Annotated in this window: 2 protein-coding genes; both read left to right on the forward strand. The window is 60.3% G+C overall.

Translation table 11 applies throughout. The annotated features are described in order from the left end of the window. The first annotated feature begins 24 nt into the window (after positions 1-24). Entirely contained in the window at positions 25-174 is a 150-nt protein-coding gene (locus tag AC1DOC_RS33685; RefSeq protein WP_478131575.1) for a DUF3309 family protein, read from the forward strand. Positions 175-762: 588 nt separating this feature from the next. After that, a complete protein-coding gene (locus AC1DOC_RS33690; RefSeq protein WP_478131574.1) occupies positions 763-933 on the forward strand; it encodes a hypothetical protein in 171 nt (56 codons plus the stop codon). Positions 934-1,383 lie beyond the last annotated feature (450 nt).

A 1,383-nucleotide genomic window follows, 5' to 3' on the forward strand; every position in this document is an offset into this window, starting at 1 on the left:
CTTTTGATCATCCTGATCCTCGTTCTGGTCGGGCTTTTGATCATCCTGATCCTCGTTCTGGTCGGGGCGTTTCCGTCATGGCCGCACAGCCGCGGCTGGGGCTACGGTCCGAGCGGAATTCTCGGCATCGTCGTGCTCGTATTGATCGTCTTGTTGCTGACGGGACGCATTTAGCGCTGGGTCTACTCGAATTCATCAGCCGGCGATGTCAACCCGTATCGATGCGAGGATTCACAATGCCCATGCAGTTGCTCGAGCGGCTTTACTCCGCAAATATGCCCATGACCATCGATGCGCATGAGGACATCCAGAAGTGCGACTTGCTGCGCGCTGAAAGGCTGATAGAGGCGGATCTTCCGCCATTCATACCATCCCAGGGGCGAACAACTTATTCCGGTCAAGCCACGGTGATGCGGGTGACGGCCAGGGGCGAAGCGGCCCTGAAGATGCGAGCTTGCTCCTTGTTCAACCCGGTGCAATGTTCTCCCTGTCCGGYGACGTCGSACGCACGGTGACGAGGCGGGCTGGTGCGGTTCACGACATCAGCAGGAGGCCTCCCAGARTGACGCTTGCCGTTTTCATTGGTGGAAGACGAGCCGTTGATCCAGGACAACCGCAAGGTTGTGCTCGGGCTACCTGCAGGCAGAGSTCGTCGGGGCTGCGCTTTCCGAGGCTGAAGCTGTGGCCTGCCTCCAGGCGAACGAGGAGGCATGGCAGCTTCTCGTCGTGGATCTGTTGCKGAAGCAGGGAACAGGACCTGGCGTGTCGGCCGCCCTTTTTACGCCCGGCAGAAAGAAGTGGATCGTGGCGGCGTTGACCAACGCGGCTTCTCCGGACAGCCGCGCGGCGTGCTTTCGTCTGGACGCCGATGTGGTCGTCGACAAGGCAGCGCAAGTCAATGAGTTCCTCGCCTATTGCGCCGTCGAGCATTGACGGGCGCGCGGACGCCACCCAGTCCCGTGCGACAACTTTTCTGGGGGGGATGTGATCCCATATGCCCCCTAAGGCGAGAGGGGGAGTTCTCATTGGCGTGATGCCTGCAAGCGCAGATGGTTATTTGTATCTCTTCGTACAAGGGCGCACTCCGTCCGCCTACAACCAGTCGCCATGAGCGATGAACAATCCCTCTCCATCATGGAAGTGGAAAACTCAGATCAACATGGATTGGCGATCCAGGCTGCCGAATGGCGCCGACGAGCGCTCCGTGGTGATCGAGATGCCCGAGGCATCGCGCATACGCTCGAAGTAGAAGTCCGACGGCTCCGCGCCCCGATGGCCACCCCAAACTGCTCCACTTATGGCCGGTCAAACTGCTCCAGGCAGGACGGTCGGATTATGACGATTCGGGCGTGATGGCGATGCGCGCGGCGGCCTCCTTCAGGC

The sequence above is a fragment of the Variovorax sp. 01T439_2 genome, from assembly GCF_056398445.1.